This window comes from Streptomyces sp. JN8, from assembly GCF_055808075.1.
In genome coordinates, this window is the sequence record NZ_CM147852.1 from 253,041 (window position 1) to 270,541 (window position 17,501).

12 protein-coding genes and 1 pseudogene are annotated in these 17,501 nt (G+C 72.5%); 7 read left to right on the forward strand and 6 right to left on the reverse strand.

The annotated features are described in order from the left end of the window. Nucleotides 1–170 precede the first annotated feature (170 nt). From ACY0MR_RS01230 to ACY0MR_RS01240, 3 genes and pseudogenes are all read right to left on the reverse strand, one after another. Nucleotides 171–680 (reverse strand): AbfB domain-containing protein, encoded by a 510-nt coding sequence (locus ACY0MR_RS01230; protein WP_473561644.1) that lies wholly within the window; start codon nucleotides 678–680, stop codon nucleotides 171–173. Next, nucleotides 669–3,005: pseudogene (locus tag ACY0MR_RS01235) on the reverse strand (AbfB domain-containing protein); the annotation flags it as partial. The gene ACY0MR_RS01230 and the pseudogene ACY0MR_RS01235, both read right to left, overlap by 12 nt. A gap of 678 nt (nucleotides 3,006–3,683) precedes the next feature. Next, nucleotides 3,684–4,319 (reverse strand): TetR/AcrR family transcriptional regulator, encoded by a 636-nt coding sequence (locus tag ACY0MR_RS01240; RefSeq protein ID WP_388800443.1) that lies wholly within the window; start codon nucleotides 4,317–4,319, stop codon nucleotides 3,684–3,686. Between the two features lie 61 nt (nucleotides 4,320–4,380). On the opposite strand from ACY0MR_RS01240, the gene ACY0MR_RS01245 reads away from it, so the two are divergent. The 3 genes from ACY0MR_RS01245 (at nucleotide 4,381) to ACY0MR_RS01255 (ending at nucleotide 7,494) form a co-directional block, all read left to right on the forward strand. Next, nucleotides 4,381–5,214 (forward strand): class I SAM-dependent methyltransferase, encoded by an 834-nt coding sequence (locus tag ACY0MR_RS01245; RefSeq protein WP_473558413.1) that lies wholly within the window; start codon nucleotides 4,381–4,383, stop codon nucleotides 5,212–5,214. Between the two features lie 341 nt (nucleotides 5,215–5,555). Then, nucleotides 5,556–5,978 carry a hypothetical protein gene (locus ACY0MR_RS01250; protein ID WP_404080848.1) on the forward strand — a complete coding sequence of 141 codons (423 nt, stop codon included), beginning with the start codon at nucleotides 5,556–5,558 and terminating at the stop codon, nucleotides 5,976–5,978. Nucleotides 5,979–6,420: 442 nt separating this feature from the next. Beyond that, nucleotides 6,421–7,494: a sugar ABC transporter substrate-binding protein gene (locus ACY0MR_RS01255; RefSeq protein WP_473558414.1), complete on the forward strand. Its 1,074-nt coding sequence runs from the start codon at nucleotides 6,421–6,423 to the stop codon at nucleotides 7,492–7,494. 401 nt (nucleotides 7,495–7,895) lie between these two features. Here ACY0MR_RS01255 and ACY0MR_RS01260 read toward each other — a convergent pair whose 3' ends face one another. Further along, nucleotides 7,896–10,439: a glycoside hydrolase family 9 protein gene (locus tag ACY0MR_RS01260; protein ID WP_473558416.1), complete on the reverse strand. Its 2,544-nt coding sequence runs from the start codon at nucleotides 10,437–10,439 to the stop codon at nucleotides 7,896–7,898. Between the two features lie 618 nt (nucleotides 10,440–11,057). Between ACY0MR_RS01260 and ACY0MR_RS01265 the strand changes: the two genes are divergently transcribed. Together ACY0MR_RS01265 and ACY0MR_RS01270 are read left to right on the forward strand one after the other, a co-directional pair. Continuing rightward, nucleotides 11,058–13,187 carry an RICIN domain-containing protein gene (locus ACY0MR_RS01265; RefSeq protein WP_473558419.1) on the forward strand — a complete coding sequence of 710 codons (2,130 nt, stop codon included), beginning with the start codon at nucleotides 11,058–11,060 and terminating at the stop codon, nucleotides 13,185–13,187. Nucleotides 13,188–13,308: 121 nt separating this feature from the next. Then, nucleotides 13,309–13,971, forward strand: a complete 663-nt coding sequence (locus ACY0MR_RS01270) for a hypothetical protein (protein WP_473558422.1) — start codon at nucleotides 13,309–13,311, stop codon at nucleotides 13,969–13,971. 24 nt (nucleotides 13,972–13,995) lie between these two features. On the opposite strand, the gene ACY0MR_RS01275 is transcribed toward ACY0MR_RS01270, so the two are convergent. Continuing rightward, the gene (locus ACY0MR_RS01275; protein ID WP_403314451.1) at nucleotides 13,996–14,598 is read right to left on the reverse strand and encodes a hypothetical protein; all 603 of its coding nucleotides are present in this window, start codon (nucleotides 14,596–14,598) and stop codon (nucleotides 13,996–13,998) included. Nucleotides 14,599–14,782: 184 nt separating this feature from the next. After that, complete coding sequence (locus ACY0MR_RS01280) at nucleotides 14,783–14,953, reverse strand: hypothetical protein (protein ID WP_473558425.1); 171 nt, start codon at nucleotides 14,951–14,953, stop codon at nucleotides 14,783–14,785. Nucleotides 14,954–15,143: 190 nt separating this feature from the next. Here ACY0MR_RS01280 and ACY0MR_RS01285 point away from each other — a divergent pair, with 190 nt between their 5' ends. Both ACY0MR_RS01285 and ACY0MR_RS01290 read left to right on the forward strand, forming a co-directional pair. Next, nucleotides 15,144–15,653, forward strand: a complete 510-nt coding sequence (locus ACY0MR_RS01285) for a hypothetical protein (RefSeq protein WP_473558428.1) — start codon at nucleotides 15,144–15,146, stop codon at nucleotides 15,651–15,653. A 148-nt stretch (nucleotides 15,654–15,801) separates the two neighbouring features. Then, nucleotides 15,802–17,403, forward strand: a complete 1,602-nt coding sequence (locus ACY0MR_RS01290; protein ID WP_473558431.1) for an FAD-dependent oxidoreductase — start codon at nucleotides 15,802–15,804, stop codon at nucleotides 17,401–17,403. Nucleotides 17,404–17,501 lie beyond the last annotated feature (98 nt).

The window sequence follows — 17,501 nt, forward strand, 5'->3', positions numbered from 1 at the left end:
GGGCCGCGGGGTGGAGTGCGGCGGGGTGGAGTGCGGCGGAGCGCGGCGGCGCGAGGGATACGGCCGAGGGGCTGCCGGTCTCTGCCGGCGGATTCTGCCGGCGGATTCTGCTGCCGCCCCTCGGCCGTCGCGCCGCGCGCACCCGTCGGTGCGCGCGGTGGCTCAGCCGGTCACGGCGCCCACGGGGCGGCTACGGCCCAGCTGCTGTCCGCGGCCAGGGTCTGGGGCCGGTTGTACTGGTCGCCGGCACCGTTCCCCGAGGCGATGAACACCTGGGACGCGTAATGGCGCAGGTACGAGCCCGGGATGTTGATCGATTCGAAGGTGACACCGGTCCCGCCGAGTCCGGGCCTGGTGCAGAAGGTGGCGTCCGCCCGGAACAGCGCGGAGCCGTCGTCGGGCGCGTTGCGCACCCGGCTGTCGGCGTGGCGGAGGTACTGCCCCGGGTAGTTCACCGACTCGAAGGAGTAGCAGGAGGAGTCGGCGAGGCCGCGCCGCAGGGTGTAGGTCGCGTCCTGCCTGAGCAGACCGCTGCTGCCCGCGTCGACGATCTCCGTGAAGGCCAGGCCGTCGGCGTGGCGCAGGTACCGGTCGGTGTGGCCCCACGTGGTCACGCGCAGCGACTGCCGCCGGTCGGTGGGCAGCAGCACGGAGCTGCGCCAGAGCGCCGGCTGGTCCACGGCCCAGGTCGCGTCGGCGGCGAAGGACGTGGCGGTGTCCCAGGCGTTGGGACCGCCGCTGCGGGCGAGGTACACGTTGTCGGCGTAGTGCCGGAGGTACTGTCCGGGATGGTTGAGCGACTCGAACGACGTGCCGGCGGCGGCGAGGCCCGTCCGGGCGCACCAGGTCGCGTCCGCGGCGAACGGGCCGCCGGTGTCCGCGTCGATGCGTACGCGGCTGGAGGCGTGGCGGAGGTAGCGGCCCGGCTGGTTCACCGATTCGAACGAGTGGCAGCGCGGATCGGCCAGTCCCGGCACGGTGCGGAAGGAGGCGTCCTGCCGGGCGCCGTCGGCGGAGGACGGGCTCAGCACGTCGGTGCGGGCGAGGGAGTCGGCGTGCCGCAGGTAGCGGTCGGTGTATCCGGGTGTGGTCACCTTGAACGAGCGGACGTGGCCCGGTGTGAGCGGCACGGCGGAGTTGAGGTTGCGCGAGGCGGCGATGAGGGCGGAGTGCGCCTGACGCAGTGGTCCGGTGTCGACCTTCTGCACCTGGCGGTCGTAGCTCAGCAGGCCGTTGTACTCGCCCTCCACGTCGGTGATCTCGGTGTAGACGGAGGCGGAGAGGCCCTTGGTGGTCATCAGCTGCTGCACGTCCCGGACCATGCCGGTGTAGCGGTCGTTCAGCTGCTCGCGACTGAAGACCTGCTCGTAGGCGAAGAACCGGCCGTCGGGGCTGTACTCGTGGCCGGGTGTGCGGAGTCCGATGCCGCCGAACTCGCCGAGGACGGAGACGCGGGTGGCGGAGGGGCGGGGGGCGTCGGGGCCGGTGTAGACGTGCCAGTCGATGATGTCACCGGTGCCCGGATCACCCTTCGAGGCACAGCAGTTGTACCCGCTGTGCGCGTTCATCAGACGGGTCGGGTCGTGGTTCTCCAGGTCGGTGGTGATCCGGCGGGTGGCCGCGAGGTCCCATTCGCCCCAGCCCTCGTTGAACGGCACGTAGGTGACGACGGCCGGTGAGAAGCGGTGCTCGTCGATGATCTCCCGGGCCTCTGTCTCCAGTTGGGCGATCTGGGCGGGGGTGCGGTCGGCGTCGAACGCCGGTGTGGACGGGATGTCCTGCCACACCAGGAGTCCGAGCCGGTCGGCGTGGTAGTACCAGCGGGCCGGTTCCACCTTGATGTGCTTGCGCACCATGTTGAAGCCCAGGTCCTTGTGCTTCTGCAGGTCGGAGGCGAGGGCGGCGTCGGTGGGCGCGGTGTAGAGGCCGTCCGGCCAGAACCCCTGGTCGAGGGTGCCCACCTGGAACACGAACTCGCCGTTCAGGGTGGGGCGCATGACCCCGTTGACGAGCTTCCTGCCGACCTCGCGCATGCCGAAGTAGCTGGTGACGCTGTCGACGGCGGTGCCGGAGGCGTTGCGCAGGGTGACTCGCAGGTCGTAGAGGAAGGGGTCGTCGGGGGACCATCGGCGGGCGTCGGGCACCGGGACGGAGAACTCGGTGAAGGCGCCGGTGGCGCGGCCGACCACGGTGGATCCGGAGACGGCCTCGGCGAGCACCGTGTGGCCGGAGACTTCGCCGCGGGTGAAGACGCGGACCCGTGCGGTGCCGGCCGCCAGGTCGGGCCTGATGTCGACGGAATAGACGGAGGACGTGGGGGTCGGCTCCATCCAGACGGTCTGCCAGATTCCCGAGGTGGGGGTGTAGAAGATGCCGCCGGGGTTGTTGACCTGCTTGCCGACGGGCTGCTTCTCGCCGCGTCCGTCGGTGGGGTCGTAGACGCGGACGATCAGTTCGTTCGTACCGCCGTTGAGCTGTGGCGTGATGTCGACCTCGAACCGGTCGTAGCCGCCCTTGTGGCTGGTGACGCGGGTGCCGTTGACCCAGACGGTGGCCTCGTAGTCGACGGCTCCGAAGTGCAGTTGCACCCGCCTGCCGTTCCAGTTCTGCGGCACGGTGAAGGTGCGCTTGTAGAACATGAGGTCGCGGTTGTCGTTGCGCATGATGCCCGACAGCGCGGACTCCACCGGGTAGGGCACGAGGATGCGCTCGGGCAGGGTCTGGCCGACGGGCGGCGCGGCGTTGCGGTCGACGTTGCCCGAGGGGTCGGTCGGCGGGTTGAGGAACTGCCACTCCCCGTTGAGGGACTGCCAGTCCGGCCGTGTCATCTGCGGGCGGGGGTACTCGGGCAGGGGGGCGGTCGTGGACACCTGGCTGGTCCAGGGTGTGGTCAGGGGTGGTGTCTTGGGGGTGACGGCGGCGGTGGCCGTGCCGGTGAGGCCGGTGAGGAGCAGGCCTCCGGCCAGCAGGCACAGCACCGCGAGGAGGGAGGTGATGCGTCGCATGGAACTCCTTCGTGCAGGACGACGCGCGGACTCCGGCGCACCGCGCGGCCGTTCGGGCAGGGCGGTGGTGGGAGTCCGAGCGGTGGGCGAGCGAAGGGGACGCGGGCTGTGGACCCCGCTCGACGACGCCGGCACAGGGGCCCGGAGCCGAAGTGCGGGGAACGTAGCACGAAACAGATACCAACGGAAACACTCAAGAAACCTCAACTGCCGTTCCAGGCAATTGGCTTGAGGAGACACCGGAGACCGCTCGGCGAGTGGCGGTACACGCCGGGCGCGGCGCACGGATGGGGCGCGGCACACGCCGGGCGCGGCGCGCGGATGGGGCGCGGACGGGGTGCGGATGGGCTGCGGGTCGCGCGTGCAGACCGGACCGCCCGCCCTGACGTGGGCAGTCGCGGTCACACCGCCACGCCCCACACCGTGCTCGACCCGGGCGCGGAGACCCGCGCACCGAGCGCGGAGCCCCGCGCCCGGCGCGCGGGGTCTGGACAGGCGGCGGAGGCCGTGCTGTCATTCGCTGACGGAGGCTTTCCAACGTTGGAAGGAGTGTCAGGCACAAGGCTTTGGACCGCGGCGGACGACACGACCGCCACCTGTGGACGGTCCGACGCCCCCTCACACCGACGAACGAAGGACGGAGTCACGACAGGACCGGACAGCCCCGACGACTCCTGATCAGAGCGCGCCGTCGGCCACGAGCTGCGCACGAAGGGTGCCGTACGCCCACTGCTCCCACTTCGCCGGCGGCCACGCCCGGTCACGGGTGAGGACGAGGAAGAGCTCGGGGCTGAGGACGGCATAGAGGATGTCCGCCGCTTCGTCGACGGGCACGCCGCGGCGGGCTCCCGGCTTCTCCGTCAGGGAGCGGGCCGCCGTCGAGATCACCGTGTACCGCGGGTCGGCCCGGTCGGGCCACAGGGCGCGGATCTCCGGGTTGGTCGCCGCCGCCGCCCGGACCATCTCGTTGACGGCCGCGACGCGTTCGAGCGTCCTGCGGGTCTCCGCGGTCAGCGCGACGAGGGCGGCATCCGCGGTGGGCGCGGCCACGACCTCCGCGAACCAGGGCCGGTCCATCGTCGGCACGGGCTCGTCGTCGCCCGCGATCGCCACGTCGACGAGCGCCTTGAGCAGCGAGGGCTTGTTGCGGAAGACGAAGTAGATCGTCTGCACGGCCACGCCCGCCCGGTCGGCGATCTCCTGCAGCTTGGTCGCCCCGTACCCCTGCTCGACGAAGAGCACTCCGGCCGCCTCGATGATCCGCCGCCGCGTCTCCTGGGCCCTGCCGCCCTGCTTTCCCTTGCCTTCACCCATGACTGGAGCCTATATCTAGAGGTGAACTCTAGAGACCGACTCTAGTCATGGGAGGCGATCTGTGCACACGTACGCGAACCGTCAGCAGGCCGCGGCTTGGAACGACTGGGAGGGTGCCCTCTGGGCCGAGCACCCCGCGCGCTACGACGGGATGATGGGCTGCTTCAACGCGCCTCTGTTCGCCGCCGCCGACATCGGGGCTACGGACCGGGTGCTCGACGTGGGCTGCGGCACCGGGCAGACCACCCGCCTGGCCGCGCGCCGGGCGCGCGACGGGCACGCCGTGGGGATCGACCTGTCCGCGCCGATGCTGGAGCGGGCCCGCAGGGACGCCGAGGCGGAAGGGCTGGGGAACGTCACCTTCGAGCAGGGCGACGCTCAGGTGCACCCGCTTCCCGACGGAAACTTCGACGTCCTCATCAGCCGCGGCGGCGTCATGTTCTTCGCCGACCACGTCGCCGCCTTCTCCCATCTCCGGCGCACGCTCGCGCCCGCCGGGCGCCTCGCCTTCCTCTGCCCCCACCCCGCGGATCCGGAGGGCGCCTACGCCCGCGCGACGGCCGCGCTCTCGCCGTACCTACGCGAGGCGTCCCCGGCCTCCACGGGCATGGGATCGCTCCTCGATCCCGAGCGCATCCGTCGCGTGCTCGCCGACAGCGGATTCGGCGACGTGGAGGTGGCACCCCACGAGGCGCCCATGGCCTTCGGCGCCGATGCGGAGGACGCCGCCGACTTCCTCTTCTCCATGGGCCCGACCCGCCACAACCTCCGGGACGTCGACCCGGAGACGATCGCGCGCATCCGCGCCGACGTACAGGATGCGCTGCGGGAGTTCGAGTCTCCGGACGGCGTTCGCATCGGCGGAGCCGTCTGGATGGTCACGGCGACGGCTTGAGAAGTCCCCGCCCGTTCCCGTCGCGGTGACTCCCGTCGCGGGGAGGCGGGGGACGATGAACCACCGGAGCGGGAACGGAGGGACGGACGACGAACCGCAGCCTCCCGCACGCTCCTTACCGAGGGCACATCCCGTCCCGTGCACCATGACCGGAGAGTGGTCACCTGCCATCAAGGAGCAACGTGCGCAGCCCTGTTCGCCTCGGAAGCCGGCACTCGAACGTCCCCTCGGATCCAGTGGGGCCGTCGGAGACGTCGGAGGAGGGCCCTGTCAGCCCTTCCTCCGAACGCCGGGGCACTCCCCCGCGGTGGTCCCGGCTCCCGGTCCGGCTGCGTCTCACGATGCTGTACGGCGGGACGTTGTTCCTGGTCGGCGGTCTCCTGCTGGCGATCGTCTCCACGCTCAGCGCGCAGACGATCCGAGAGGGCGGCGACCTGCCGTTCTCGCTCGGCCCGGGCAGCACCGTTCAGCCGGCCGGCACCCCGTGTCCCGGTCAGGACGCGGCACGGTCCGGACCGCCGGCGTCCGACTCGGTGAGCGCGTGCGCGTCCCGGAGCCGAGAGCCGGCCCTGGACGGCCTCCGCCGCACGTCCGCCGTCGCCCTGCTCGGCCTGGCCGTCGTCGCCTCGGCCTTCGGCTACGTCATGGCGGGCCGGGTGCTCGCTCCGGTCGGCCGGATCACCGGGGCCGCGCGCCGACGGGCGCACCTCCACGCCCTCCACCCGGCTTCCTCCGCCCCGGAGGCACCCGCGCGCCGACCGTGACGGCCGAGGCCGACGACGGGTGACGGTGGTCGGGGCCTGATGAGCAGGGCTTCGTCGGTGTGCGCCGGGACGTCATAGCCTCCGCGGCCCCGCCGCCCGGCTCTCCGCCCAGCAGTGACCGAGCGGGCTTCCCGGGCCGGTGGGCCTGCCGAGTATCCGGGCCGGTCTCAGGATGGCGGAAAAGGTTCGGGGGAGTGCCGGTCCCGCCACCCGCCGACACGTCCTCCCGGGCGGCACGGACCCTGCGGACCGCGCCCCGCAGCGCCCTCGTCCGGCGGTGGGCGCCCTAGCATACGCACCCCCCTTGCATTCACCCACATAACGGTGAACACCGTTGCCATCTCGTTAAACGTTTACTTCTTGACGCCAATATGTCGGCCGGGCTTGACTTCGTGCCACCTCGGCCGCAATGTCGCGGCCTCGTCAGGGAGGCAACCCTCAGATGAACGCAATGACGCGTCACGCCCTCGTCGCCGCGGCCGCGGCCGCGATGGCGCTCTCGCTCACCGCCTGCGGCGGCGACGCAGGCAGTGACGAGAGCGCCGACAAGGGCAGCTCGACCAAGATCGGTCTGCTCCTTCCGGAGAACAAGACCTCGCGGTACGAGGCGCTGGACAGACCGAAGTTCGAGGAGGCCGTCAGAGGCACGTGCCTCGACTGCGAGATCGTCTACAACAACGCGGTCTCCGACGTCGTCAAGCAGAAGCAGCAGTTCGACCAGCTGATCGCCGGTGGCGTGCGGGTCATCGCGCTCGACCCGGTCGACGCGACCAAGGCCGCCGGCTGGGTCAAGGAAGCCAAGGGCAAGAACAAGAGCCTCAAGATCGTCGCGTACGACCGCGCGATCGCGGGCGCCGACGCCTACGTCAGCCACGACAACACCAAGGTCGGCGAGCTCCAGGGCGAGGCGCTCCTCGCCGCCCTCGGCGACGAGGCGTCCGAGGCCGACGTCGTGATGATCAACGGCGACGAGAAGGACCCGAACGCCGGACAGTTCAAGGAGGGCGCGCACAACGCCCTCGACGGCAAGGTCGGCAGGATCGCCTTCGAGGCGTCCGGCGAGTGGGACCCGAAGGTCGCCGGCGAGAAGATGTCCGCCGCGATCTCGAACCTCGGCAAGGACAAGATCGACGCGGTCTACTCGGCCAACGACGGCATGGCCGGCGGCATCATCACGTCCCTCGACAACGCCGGGATCAAGCGCATCCCCGTCGGCGGCCAGGACGCCGAGAAGGCCGCCATCCAGCGCATCATCGCCGGAACCCAGACCTTCACCGTGTACAAGAGCCCCCTGGAGCTCGCGCCCAAGGCCGCCGAGGTCGCGGTGGACCTCCTGATGGACCTGCCGCTCCGCGCCAAGAGCGAGGTGAACGGCATCCCCTCGCACCTCCTCGACCCCGTCATCGTCGACAAGACCAACATCCAGAGCACGGTCGTCTCCGAAGGCATCTACACCGCCGACGACCTCTGCACCGACGATCTCGCCGAGAAGTGCGCCAAGCTCGGCATCAAGTGACACGGGACGCACGGCGGCGGTGGCAACCGGGCCGCCCGCCCCATGCACGGGACTGAAACCCGAAGGGTGGGGCCGTAGGGCCGAGGACGGCAGGTACGAGGAGCCGAGAATGTGCGGGGCTCCTCGTACAAGACCTGAAGACGGGGTACGGCGGGCCGGCCGAGGCCCAAGTGCGCCTCTCCCACCGGCTCTTCGGACTCCTCCCCGCCACTCCCCCACCAGGCGCTCCCCCGTCCAGAGGTGGGGTTGTGGCGCGATGTGAGCGGTCCTCCCAGAAAGCACGCCCGTCCGCCCGCCCGCGCCTAGCCCTCCTACGCCCCGGCACCTCCTGAGCAGCGTCCCCGCCGGCCCGCGGGGACGCTGCCTCGGCCCCAGCCGAGATGGGGAGGCGGAGTACGGCCTCAGGTGCAGGTCGCGCCGTTCAGGGTGAAGCGTGTGGGTGCCGGGTTCGTGCCGGAGTACGTCGCCTGGAAGCCGAAGGGCGTGCTCGCCCCCGCCGCCAGTACGCCGTTCCACCCGGCGTCCCGGGCCGTCGCGTCGCCGCCCGACTGGCTCACCGTCGCGTTCCAGGCTCCGGTGACCCTCTGGTCCCCGGCGAAGCTCCACCCGAGGGTCCAGCCGGAGATCGCCGCGGTGCCCGTGTTCCTCACGTTCACCGTGGCCGTGAAGCCGTTGCTCCACGCGCTCTCCACCTGGTACGTCACCGCGCAGGACGCCCCCGGCGACGGCGCGTCGTCGTCCACCTCCGTCGCGGTGAAGGTCGCCGCCGAGACGCCGGGGCCGCCCGCGGTGAACGTCGCGCTGCCCGAGACCGTGTCACCGTCCTGTGCGGCGGAGACGACGACCCGCTGCGCGGTGGCCCAGTCGGCCTGCGTGAAGACCAGCGTCGTGCCCGCCGTCACGGTCAGGTCCTGGTCTCCGGAGGCGCGTGCCACCGTCACCGTGACGTCCTGCGCGGGTGCGACCGACAGGCGTACGCTCGCGGCCGCGGTGCCCCCTTCGGGCACGGCCGGCGCGGCGGGTGTCACCTGCACCGCGGGCGTCTCCGGAGTTACGCGCCGCTCCGCGGCGAAGGCCGCCAGCCACGCGAGCGCGGAGTTCCAGTTGACGGCCACCTCGTTGGTGGAGTACGAGCCGATGTCGTCGATGTAGCACGCGGCCGGGGCGCAGCCGCTGAGCCGCTCCTTCGCCACCGGGTCCTCGAGCCCCGCGTTCGGCCCGCCCGCGAACGAGCCCGCCGGCGGGTGCGGCAGGGAGGCGTCGTTCTGACGGGCCCAGAAGCGGTGGTGCTGGTTCTCCGAGGCCCGTTCGCCGTAGCCGGTGACGTAGGAGTGGTCCAGGGCGTTGCGCCCGAGCAGGTAGTCCAGGGACTCCAGGGCTCCCGTGCGGTAGCGCTGCGCTCCGGTGATCTCGTACGCGACGGCGAGGGTGATCGCGTTGTTGGCGACCGCGCTGTTGGATCCCCACCCGTAGCCGGTGGCGGGGATCGGCACGGCGTAGCCGCCGGCGGCCATCGTGGAGAGATGCCCGTCGGCGGCCGCGGTCAGCAGGCCCCGTACCCGGGCCACGTCGTCGGCGGGCAGCGCCACGCCGGGGACCGTGGCGAGGGTGATCCGTCCGAGGGTGGCCGTACCACCCCACCAGAACGGGTCCGCGGGCTTCGTGTGGTGAGCGGAGGAGGTCACCGCGTCGCGGTACCGGCTCTCCCCGGTCGTCGCGAGCAGCTCGGCCGCGGCCCAGTAGAACTCGTCCGAGACGTCCGTGTCGTCGTACGCCCCGCCGCCCGCGTTGTCCGAAGCGGGGGCGAGCGCGTCGGGTCGGGCCACCGCCGCCGCCCAGGCCCGGCGGGCGCTGTCCAGGCAGCGGTCGGCGAAGGCTCGGTCGTAGGGGGCGTACACCCGGGCGCACTGGGCTCCCACGGCCGCCAGGTTCAGCGTGGCCGCGGTCGAGGGGCGGTGCAACTCTCGTGCCCTGTCGTCGAGTTCGGGACGGGTCGGCAGACCGGTCCACTCGGTGTCGTGCATCTTGTGGAAGGCCATGCCCGCCGACGGCTTCCCGGCCGGGACCTGCATCCGCATCAGGAACTCCAGCTCCCAGCGGGCCTCGTCCAGGACGTCCGGCACGCCGTTGCCGCGTTCGGGCAGACGCAGCGTCGAGTCGCCGAGGGCCTGGTCACCGCCCGAGCGGCGGGCCCGTTCGTAGGAGTTCACCACCTGCCAGGTCGCGATCCCGCCGTTGACCACGTACTTGCCCTGGTCCCCCGCGTCGTACCAGCCGCCGCGGACGTCCAGCCGGTAGTCGCACACCCCGGGCATGCAGGGGACGCTCGTGTCGCCCTTGTTCGGCGCCACGCCCAGGTGTCCGGCCGGACGGGCGTACGCGCTGCCCGCGAGTCCGGCATCGATCGCGATGCCGCTGCGCTGCTGGTAGAAGAACGACATGGTGTCGGCGCGCAGGCCGTCGTACAGCGCGGCGGAGATGTCGAAGGCGTGACTGGCCCGACCGCCGACCGCCAGGGTGAAGCCCGTTCCGGTGCCGGCGTAGCCGCCGAAGTCCACGAGGTGCGTCGACTGGCCGGACGCCTGGTCGGCGCCTCTCACCGCCGTCGTCCCCGATGCGACCTGCGCGCCGGAGGCGTCGCGGAGCTGCCAGGCGAGCGGAGCGGTGGCCGAGCTGACCAGGGTGGCCCGCTTCGGGCCGTCGGGGAGATATCCGAGCTGGTTGACGCGGACCGGGAAGTCGGAGGGGGCCGCGAGGGCGGCACCGCCGGCCGCGCCGGCGGGGTCCGACGCGAAGGCGTGACCGGTCGGGGAGCCGGCGGCGAGGGCGAGACCGGTGAGCACGAGGGCGGCGCGGCGTAACGCGCTGCGAAGGCTGACAGCAGGCAAGGGTGGGGGCCTTCCGTGAGGGGGGTTGCGGAGGGTGGGAGCGCTCCCATCCGTCATGAAGCCAGCGGCCCGCGCGTCTCGTCAAGAGACGTGCAGGGAAAGCCCGTTGACGCGAAGGCGGTCGACCGACGCGATCACGGCGTCCACGACAGGCGGCCGGAGGGACGGCCGGGGCCGACGAGATCCCCACGGAGGGCCACCCGAGAGGGCGGGCCGACCGCGCGGCCCTCACCGCCGGAACCGCCCCGACCCGCCGAAGGCCCCGTGCGTCCACAGCGGTTCGGGGCCGCCCCGGAGGGCGCCGACCGCCCGAACGGGGTCGCCGAAGCCGGTCCGCCCAGCGGTCTGCACGTCGGCACGGCGGGCGTCGCTCACGGGTGGTGATCGGAGGGATTCACGAGGTGAGAAATTAGGTGAATCCTTCACTGAATTCACGTCAATAACCACGGTCCATTATTTCAATCACATAACGGCGCCACCGAAAAGGCCTGGACCAAGTCATCGCGACATAACCAACTGGCCTTGTTTTTATGGACATTGATTGTTCATCAGATACGGCACCGTAGGTAACGGAATGGATTCTTTGAACGCTCTCCCCTTTGTCCGAATTCTTCACCGGCGGGTTCTGACAGGCTTCCGCGCACCCAGTCTTCCGACCAGAGAGTTGAGGTGTGCATGCCTAGACATAGGAAGCCGAAGGAGCGCAGGACCCGCGAGGAGAGGCCCCGCAGACCCTTCCGGGGCCTCACCGCCGCGATGGCACTCGCAGCGGTGATGGCCGGAGGGATCGTCTACGAGACGGGTCGCGCGGAACCGGACGGAACTCCCCTCGCCCGCCTGGACGCCCCCGTCGTCACCGACATCGCCGTCCCCGCCGCCGCGCCGGCCAGGAGCACGGAGCCCGAGCCGATACCCGAGAAGCCGGCCAACCAGCCGGCGCGGGGCATGGTGTACGACGGCCTCACGGCGGCCCCCGAGGGCGACCGCTGCGCCGGCGTGTACGCGACCGCCACCGGTCTGTGCACCCACGGCCCCGACGCGCCGCCCAAGGGCGTCGACATCAAGAAGGACACCCCGCCCGCGGTCAAGTCGGTGGCACCCGCGGCCGATCCGGCCAAGCCCGCCGCGCAGCAGCCCGCGCCCCGCAAGAGCCGGGGCCCCTCTCAGGACGCACCCGCCGTCGACGCCCGGGCCCCGCAGGGATCGGCCGCCTCCCCGAGCCCGTCCACGGCCGCCGCTCCGGCCGCCACCGGGGGCACCACGACCCCCGCCGCGGGCCCCGCCGGACAGACCGTCCAGTGCGACGGCGACGGCAGCACCGGCAACCGGGTCCAGGTCGTGTACGTCCACGGCCCGGGACGCGACCGGTACTCCGAGTACCTCGCCTCCTTCCGCAAGTGGGCCGCCGACGCCGACCTCATCTACTCGGCCAGCGCCGAGGAGACCGGCGGCGTCCGCCACATCCGGTACGTGACGGCCGCCGACTGCACGCCGACCGTCCTCAACATCGAACTGCCCGACTCCGCTATGGCGGAGTTCAGCGCCACCAACCGCGCGCTCGCCGCCAAGGGGCTCGACCGCCGCGACCGCAAGTACATGATCTTCGCCGAGGCGCAGGTCTACTGCGGCATCGGCACCTTCGCCGGCGACGAGCGGCCCGGGCAGTCCAATCAGAGCAACTTCGGCCCCTCGTACGGACGTACGGACAGCGGCTGCTGGGGCGGGCACACCGCCGCCCACGAACTCGGCCACAACCTGGGCGCGGTCAACAACAGCGCGCCCAACACCAGCAAGGGCGCCCACTGCACGGACGAGTGGGACGTGATGTGCTACTCGGACAGCCCGTACTACCCGAAGATGCGCAACGTCTGCACCAACCGGGCGTCCGAGAACATCCTCGACTGCAACCACGACGACTACTTCCACACCAGCCCCCGGCCCGGCAGCTACCTCGCCACGCACTGGAACATCGCCGACAACCAGTTCCTGATGCGGGCCAGGGGCGGCGGCACCGGCCCGGACCCCACCCCGAGCCCCACGCCCAGCCCCACCCGCACCACCACACCCACGGCCACGCCGACGCCCACACCCACGCCGACCGGGCCCAGGCCGGGCAGCGGGCCGGACGTGACCGCCGGTCAGATCCAGCCGGACTCCGTCGTGGTGAGCTGGCAGCGGGTCACCGGTGCCTCCTGGTACCAGGTCCTCCTCGACGGCCGGCACCTGACCTGGGTCCAGGGCACCGCGCTGCGGATCTACAACCTGCGTCCGGGCACGTCGCACACCGTCGCCGTCTCCGTCCGCGACGGCCAGGGCCGTGACAGCGGGCCGGGCCGGGCGACGACCTTCCGCACCGCCGGGGCCGGCGGCACCACCACGCCCGGCACCCGCTATCTGCTCTCCAACGGCAGCACCGGGCTCAGCGCCCAGCTGTGGGGCGGCCGCAGCGCCGACGGCACCGTCCTGGTCGCCGCCCAGAGCAACGGGTACGAACCGCAGCAGTGGTACTTCGACGACGCGGGCAGCGGACTCGTACGCGTCCGGTCGGCGGCCTCGGCCAAGTGCCTGCAGCCCGGCGGAACGCCCGCCCCCGGCATGTGGGTGGCCCAGCAGCCCTGTGCCGCGGGCTCCTCGGCCCAGCAGTGGCGGATGACGGTCGCGAACGGCGCGGTCACCCTCACCGACCGCAGCGGCTCCTACGCCCTCACCGTCAGCAACCGCCCGTACTACGGGGCCTGGCTGCTCGACCTCCAGCGTGTGGACGGACGGGCGGCGCAGACCTGGACGGCCCGCCGAGCGGGCTGACCCCGCCCACCGGCCGCGTCCGCGCCGCACCTCGGGCGGGCCGCCGAACGGCGGCCCGCCCTCGCCCGCCCGGCGCCTCGCCGGCCCCCTCCCTCTCCTCCTCTCGGACCGGAGCACCGCCATGCACACCGCCACCCGACCCGCGATCGTCCTCACCGCAGCGCTCGCCCTCGGCCTCACCCCGCCCCAGCCCGCCGCGGCGCACGGCGACAACCTGGACGTGGTCATCACCGGCCACCGCGACGGGCATGTCCTGACCGAGGTGACCTGGGAGAACGACGGCGACCCCGTGGACGAGCGGGTCGCCGCGCTGGTCAGCGCCGTCAGTGCGGACGGCAGCCGTACGGTCGGCCCCTGGAGGCTCGTCCGCGGTGCCCGGCCGGTCGACTGGACCACCACCGAGGCCCTGCCGGCGGGCACCTGGACGGTCACGGTCGCGGCCGGCCACCCCGGACTCGGTCACGCCGAGCAGCGGCTGACGGTGGCCGCCGTACGCGCGACGCCCGCACCGTCGGCGTCTCACCCGTCGGCGCCCGCCCCTTCGACGAGCCGGGGCCCTCGCGGCGCCGGAGCGGCGGCACCCGCTCGGCCGGCTCACGGTCCGCAGCAGTCCTCGCCGGTTCCGGACACCTCCCGCTCCCCGTCGGAGTCGCACACCGCCACCGATGCGCGGGACGAGGGGACCTGGGGTCCCTGGCTGACCACCATCGGGCTCGCGGTCGCCTCACTCGTCGGAGCCGCCGCCGGAATCTGGATCCGCCGCAGGCGAGGCGGACGCCGCTGAGGACGCCCGGCGGTCATCTCACGGTCAGCGGTAGTCGTCGGGGTGGCCCTGCATCCAGGTGTTGATCTTGTCCCGGGTGCCGAGGAGAAGGGGCTGGTGCTTCTTCAGGTTCTCGAAGGAACGGTCGCCCCCGAGCTCCTCGTCGAGCTTCTCGATGTGCTGGATGGGCTCGGGGAAGTGGCCGGGGCCTTTGGGGTCCGCCTTCATGGCCCGGTCCAGCCGGTGCAGTTCGTCGTAGACGCGCCCGAGGAAGTACGCGCAGTTGCCCGGGGTGCACGATTCGTTCAGGGTCGCCTGGAGGCCCGCGAAGGCGTCGCGTACCAGCGAGACGGGCTCGGACTCCGTCGGCGAGGGAGTGGCGTCCCCGGTCTCGGGCACGTCCGTGCCTCCGGCCTCGCTCGGCGTCGGGGTGGGAGTCGCCCCCTCCGTGGCGGGGGCACTCGGGGTCGCGGAGGCAGGGGAACCCGCTGCGGCTCCGTCGTCCTTCTGGTCGGAGGAGCCGCAGGACACGCTCAGCGCGCCGAGCAGCAGGACCACGGCCAGCCCTCGCGCGCTCCGCATCCGCACGAAGGCGGGCGCGGACGGGACCGCCGGTGCGGCACTGGACGCGGACCTGCTCGTGAACATGAAACTCCCCCGTGATCGTCGAATCAGCCGACCATACACACCCCGACGTCCCGACGTACGAGGGATGGGTCCGCGGCCTCCGGTCTCCGGCGGCTGCCCCCTGACGAGGAGAGCCGGGTCGGCCCGAGCGGATCGCCCGGGCCGACCCGGCCCCTCACGTGCGCGTCAGCGGCTCACGGGTGGATCAGAAGGCGGCGGCGTCTCCGAGTGCCCACAAGGAGGCGTTCGAGCTCGCGACCTTGCGGAGGCCGCCGCCGGCGAGCCCCTGGTACCGGTGGAGCCAGGAGCCGTCGGCCGCCTCCAGGTCGAGGCGCCCGTCGCCAGGGGTGTCCCCGACACCGAGGATGTGGTTCATCGAGTTCCAGCCACCGGTACCGATGAGCTTGCGCGCGCCGAGCGTCCGGGCCGACGTGCCGGGGTACAGCCACAGCTTCCCCGTCGCCTTCTCCCGAGCGCGCGTCCGCGTGCGTTCCTGCCCGGACGGGCGTGCACGCGGACGTGGAATCCGCTCGCTCGGGAGGGCCGGCCGACGGAATGATGGTCGAGTGACGTCGACCGAAGCCGCAGCGATCGCCCTGCACGACTGTGCCGCCCTCTGGAGTGCGGGGGAGGTACGTGCAGCTGATGTCGTCACCGTCGCCTGCGATGCGCTCGTCGCCGGACTGGACACCCCCGGACTGCGGATGCTCGCCGCATGCACGCGTGGCGAGGCGGACTACGACATCCACGACCTGCTGGCCCCCGCGCTCGCGGAACTCGGCCTCACCTTCCACGCGCTCGGGGCCGGATCCGGTCGCGAGGCTGCCGTGCAGGCCCTCGCCCGCCGGATGCTCGCGGGCGAGCTCACGCCGCGGGAGTTCGCCTTCCGGCTGCATCAGCGCTACGGGCACGGCCTGCCCCTCACCGAGCGCCTCGCCGTCCTCGACGACGAGTACGACCTCCTCGAGTACGGCGACGGAGCCGTCGAGCAGGTCGACGCCGAGGTCACGGCGGAAGCCCGTCGCATCGCCTCGCACCGCGCGGCTCCATGCGGCTCCGCGGACGCGCTCGGTTGATCCGCGCTCCTGGGGTCCCCGCCCGCGTCCCGCCCCGGACGCACCCGTCCTAGCCCCCTCCTCACGGCCCCCCTTGACATCATCACCCGCATTGTGGCTGTTCAGGGCGCCGCAGGAGGCTTTTTGACCCTCCGTCATAGTGGGCTTCATGGACGATGACGTAGTGGTGGCCGGCGGCGGGCCCGTGGGGCTGATGGTGGCGTGCGAGCTGCGGCTCGGAGGGGCTCGGGTGGTCGTTCTGGAGCGCCGTACCGAGGTGGATCCGACGATCAAGGGCGGGGCGATCACCACGCCGAGCGCCGAGGCGTTGTACCGGCGGGGCATGCTCCCTGAGCTGGCCGCGATACAGCAGCAGTCGATGGACCGCTTCCACGCCTTCATGCGGGAGCGGAACGGCGGGGACGCCGGCGGGGCCGCGGCCGGTCGAGGACTCGGGTTCGTCGGGCACTTCGCGGGGATCATGCTGCGCGCCGACCTGGTCGACCGCACGGAGCCCGGGCTCGGGGACGCCGGGCCCGCCGCCGACGTCGCTCTCGTGGCGCAGCAGGACATCGAGCGGCTCCTCGGCGCACGCGCGGCCGAACTCGGCGTCGACGTACGCCGAGGAGTGGAGGTGACCGGCTTCGACGCGGACGACGAGGGCGTCACCGTGCTGACGGGCCACGGGCCCGTACGCGCCGGCTGGCTCGTGGGCTGCGACGGGGGCCGGAGCACGGTCCGCAAGCTCGCGGGGTTCGCGTTCCCCGGTACGGACCCGGAGATCACCTGCCACCAGGCGATCGTGGAGATGAGCGGCGCCGAGGACCTGGCCGTCGGCTGGGCGGCGACCGACACCGGCGTGTACGCGTACGGGCCGATGCCGGGCCGCGTCGTCACCGTGGAGTTCGACGGCCCTCCGTCCGACCGCAGCGCGCCGGTCACCGCCGCGGACCTCCAGGCACGCCTGCGCCGCGTCTCCGGGGTGGACGTCACGATCACCGAGGTGCGGACGGCGACCCGGTTCACCGACCACGCCCGCCAGGCCGCCGAGTACCGCAGGGGCCGGGTGCTGCTGGCGGGGGACGCGGCGCACGTGCACTCCGCGTTCGGCAGCCAGGGGTTGAGCCTGGGGCTCGGGGACGCGATGAACCTCGGCTGGAAGCTCGCCGCGGTGGTCGCCGGCCGGGCACCGGAGGGGTTGCTGGACACGTACACCTCCGAGCGGCATCCGGTCGGCGCGCGGATCCTGGACTGGACGCGGTCCCAGGTCGCGGCCATGCGGCCGGACCCCCGGTCCCGGGCCCTGCGCGCGATCGTCGCCGATCTCGCGGACACGGTCGCGGGCACGACGTACCTCACCGCGCAGCTCAACAGCGCCGGCGTCCGGTACAGGCTGCCGGGCGAGCACCCGCTGACCGGCCGCAGTGCTCCGGACCTGGAACTCGCCGACGGCAGCCGCCTCGCGGACCACCTCCACGGCGGCCGGGCGCTCCTGCTCGACCTCGCGGCGGACGCGGAGGTCCGGGCCCTCGCCACCGGGTACGCCGACCGCGTCGACACCCTGACGGTCGGTTGCACGTCCCGCCCCGAGCTGGCCGCGGTCCTCGTCCGTCCCGACGGCTTCACCGCCTGGGCGGCCGACATCGGAGCCCGGGAGGCGGCATGGCGGGCGGGCCTGGCGGAAGCGCTGGAGCAGTGGTTCGGGGCGCCCGGCGGGCCGCCGAGGGAGCTCGCGGGCCGGCGGCAGGACGGACACCGCGCGGCCGGGTAGCGCTCGCGGACGAGGCCGTCGGCCGGGGGCGGCACGGGCGGGGCAGCGCGGTTCCCGGTCTCGTCCACGGAGGGTGCGGATGCGCGGTTCGGCGGCCT